Consider the following 3,820-nt stretch of genomic DNA (forward strand, 5'->3'; position numbering starts at 1 on the left):
CGGTGGTCCGCATCGCCCGCGACCCGCGCTACTTCACCTACCTCCGCGACTGCCCCTGCCGCGTGCGGACCATCGTCGGCGACGGCCGCCTGGAGAGCGTCCGAGTGCGCCCGAGCACGGAACGGCGCCGTGGGCGCATGCCCCGCCCCCGGAGACCGGTTCCACGAGGACCGCCCCTGCCGAGTGGGGGCGGGTCTGATCCTTCGCCGGCCCGCCCGGCGCCCTCGTGGGGGAGGACCAGGAGACGGGCGCGCCGCGTGGGCCGGCCGGCGGGAACGGATCGGGTCCGCGTGGACGGGAGCGCGGGGCACGGCCCCGGCATCCGGCACCGCGGGGCCCGGCCCCGCGACGGTGCCCGGCCGTGGACGCGCCGGAGGCACGGGCGCCCCCGGGCTGATCCCGTGTCGCGGTGATCGTGTCATGGGGGCCACCTCCTGCCGCCGCCGGCGTCCACGGTCGCTGACGTCTCCGAAGCTAGAGCCGCCGGCCGTCCGCGGCGTCGGCGTTAACCCGCCCTTAATGAGCGGATCAGCCGTCACTAAGCCGCCGTCCGCGGAAATGGGGATCCGCGCAGGTGGGAAGGCTGCCGGGACCTCGCGCCCGGAGGCGTGAACCCGGGGCGCCTTCCGCGCGTAACGGGGGGAAAAGCGCCTCGGGACAAGGCTCATCGGCCTTTTTCGGCACCGATTGACATCCACGTTGCTTCGGGGGCGTATGCTCCCGGAGTGTTCGAGCGGATTCGCGAGAATCCGTTCGGGGATCGTGGTGGGAGCGAGCGGGCTCCGACGCCGCGGTCCCGTCATGTCTCAGCGGGACGGCCGCCGGGCGTCAGGCCGGGCGGCGCGGAACGTGTCGGCGTTCGCCGTGCTCTCCGTCTCCTCCACAGGAGAGGGCATGGCGCGACGCGATTACGGGCATGCGTCCCGGAGCCAAACGCATGCTTCACCGTGGGCTGAGACGCCCGCGCGCCCGTCCACGGGACCCGAGCCCGAGCGGGGGCCCTGGTCCGAAGACCCCCAGTGGCCCGAAGGGTCCTGGTGGTCGGAGCAGCCGGACTGGTCCGAGCGGGGGCGCGGATCGCCGCGGCGCGAGCCGTCGCGGCGCGAGATCAGGCGGCGCGAGGCCAGGGCCCGCGCGCGCGGTTCCGGCAAGGGCGCCGAGCGGCCGCGCCCCCGGGCGCAGTGGCCGGAGCCGCCCGAACGGCGCGACGACGCGGCGACCGAGCGTTTCGACGCGCGCGGCAGCTACGACCCCGCGGGCTACGCGGCCCGCACGCGGCGGGACGTTCGATCGGAGCGCCCCGACGCCCGCGGCGAGCGGCCGGGCTCCCGGACCGAGGCACGGGACGCCCGGAACACGCGGCGGGACGCCCGCACCGAGCAGTTCGACGCCCGCACCGAGCGGTTCGACGCTCGGGCCACGCGGCGGGACACTCCGACCGGGCGTTCCGACGCCCGCACCCGGCAGGACGCTCGGACGGATCGTCTCGACACCCGCGTTGAGCGTGACGCTCGGACCGAGCGTGTCGGCGGCCGCGGTGAGCCGCGCGGCGGGCGCGCCGAAAGGTTCGACGCGAGGGCCGAGGGGCTCGGCGGGCGCGCGGGACGGCCCGGGAGGGACCGGTCCCGCGAGTTCTCGGCGCGGGGCGGGCGCTCCCGCCGTGCGGAGCCGGCCCGCGCCGGGCGGGGCGGCGCCCGGCGGCGCCCCCCTCGGCAGGAGCGGGTGCGCCAGGCGCCGCCGCGTCCCGGGCCGAAGGCGACGCCGCGCCGCGGCAGGCGGCCCGCCGACCGGCTGAGCATCGGCGCGATCGTCCTGTCCACCGCGGTCGGGCTGTCCCTGCTGGGCATCGCCGAGCGGGCCCTGCTCGACGGCGGCCCCGTCGGCGGGTCCTCCGGCCCGGTCGGCTCGCAGCGCGCGATCAAGCCGCCCAGGCCCGGGACCGGCACGCCCGCGCGGCCCCCGCAGCCCCAGCAGCGGCCGGCGGCCGGCGGCGGCACGGCCACCGCTCCGGCGGGGCCCGACCTCGGGGTCCTCGCCACGCAGGTCCGCCGGCTGACGCTGGCGCAGCGGGGCGCTGCGGCGCGGCAGGCCTACGGGGCGGCGCTGACGCGGCAGCCGTTCGTGGGCGCCACCCGCCAGAGCGCCGACCGCACCTGGGTCTTCGGCACCAGTGCGATCCCGGTTCCCGAGGCCAGCGCGGCCGGCCCCGAGCTCGCCTTCTACGCCGCCCACTGGACCGGCCGGCAGTGGCAGGTCGGGCTGTCCGGCGCGACGGCGTTCGCCTCGCTCCTCGGAGCCGCCCCCGCGGACCTCATGTCGCCGTCGGAGTCGCGGGTCCTGCGCAGGTACGGCGCGCTGAGCGCCGCGCAGGCCGCCACGCTCGTCAACGGCACGCGGGCGGGCGACCGGCTGATGCTGCCGTGGAAGACCGGCCAGGCGTGGTCGATGACGACCTCCGACGACGCCGCGTCCGCGCGCCCGCTGGCGTCGCTGGCGTTCTCCGGCGGCGACGGCCGCGTCCTCGCCGCCGGCGGCGGACGCCTCTACCGGTTCTGCTCCAGCCAGGCCGGCGCGGTGGTCATGGTGATCCACCCGAGCGGCCTCGCGTCCACCTACTACGGGATGCGGAGCGTGACCGAGCTGCGCGACGGCAGCGTCGTCGAGCAGGGCGACGCGCTCGGCCGCACCGGCGCCGCGCGGCCCTGCGGAGGGGCGGCCGCGCCCCGCGCCGAGGTCGCGTTCGGGCTGCGCCGCGGCGGCGGTGCGGTCCCGCTCGACGGCGCCGAGATCGGCGGCTGGACGTTCCGCGAGCGCGCCAAGCCGCTCCTCGGCTTCGCCGAACGCGGCGTCCTCCAGGTGCTCCCCGGGGGCCTGCTGGCCAACCTCGGCCCGGTCCCCGCCGCGGACGACTCTCCGTCGTCAACGCCGTCCCCCGGCAAGAAGCCGAAGAAGGACGGCGCCGGACCGGCCGGCGCCCCGGCGCCGGCCGCCACCTAGAACAGGAGTCCGAGCGGTGCGAATTCGCAACAGTGATGATCCCGCGGTGCCCACCTGGGCGCTGCGCGTGGTGCTCGCCGGCGCGGTGCTGGTGCTGGTCGGCGCGGCGACCCCGCAGGGCGCCGTCGCGGTCGCGAACGTGCAGTACTTCCTCAGCTTCTACGCCGGCGTCTTCGCGCTGGTCGCGCTGACCACCGCGGTGATGAGCGGGCTGCTGGCCACCGAGCGCCTCATCCTGAAGATCCGGCACCGGGTGCTCGCCCAGGCGGTGCACCGCGCCTCCGCCGTCGTCGCGACGGCGATGCTGGTCGCGCACGTCACGGTGAAGGTGATGAGCGGCCTCGCGCTGCCCGTGCAGATCGTGGTGCCGGACGGCGGCGCGATCGGCCTCGGCACCGTCGCCTCCGACCTGATGCTCCTCATCGTGGTCACCGGGCTGCTGCGGGCGCGGTTCGCGTTCCGCGGCAAGGCCTGGGTGTGGCGGTCGATGCACGCCGTCGCCTACGTGTCATGGCCGCTCGCGATCGTGCACGGCCTGATCACCGGGCGGGCCGCGGCGCCGTGGGTCGTGCTGAGCTACGTGATGAGCGTGGTGTTCGTCGTCCTCGCCCTGGTCACCCGCATGGTCGTGGTGATCAGGCCGAGGGACGTCCACCGGGCCGGCGAGGACGTCGAGGCGTTCTCGCTGCCGGACGGCGCGGGCCGCCGCCGCGACCGGCGCGCCATGGCGGCGCGCGAGCACGAGGAGGGGCGCGCCGCCGGTTCAAGGCGATGGTCCGCGCCCTGCACGAGGCGGGCATCGAGGTCATCCTGGACGTCGTCT

Annotated in this window: 2 protein-coding genes; both read left to right on the forward strand. The window is 77.0% G+C overall.

Annotated features, from left to right (window positions below; all coding sequences use genetic code 11):
* The first annotated feature begins 894 nt into the window (after positions 1 to 894).
* Entirely contained in the window at positions 895 to 2,997 is a 2,103-nt protein-coding gene (locus tag AB0K37_RS40830) for a hypothetical protein (protein WP_363991250.1), read from the forward strand.
* 16 nt (positions 2,998 to 3,013) lie between these two features.
* A partial coding sequence (locus tag AB0K37_RS40835) for a hypothetical protein (protein ID WP_363991252.1) occupies positions 3,014 to 3,820 on the forward strand: 807 nt, incomplete at its 3' end.

This window comes from Actinomadura sp. NPDC049753 (genome assembly GCF_040674655.1).
In the GTDB taxonomy this organism is placed as follows: Bacteria; Actinomycetota; Actinomycetes; order Streptosporangiales; family Streptosporangiaceae; genus Spirillospora; species Spirillospora verrucosospora.

Excerpts from the sequence above, each read along its gene's own strand:
- AB0K37_RS40830 (WP_363991250.1), top strand. The coding sequence starts at position 895 with ATGGCGCGACGCGATTACGGGCATGCGTCCCGGAGCCAAACGCATGCT.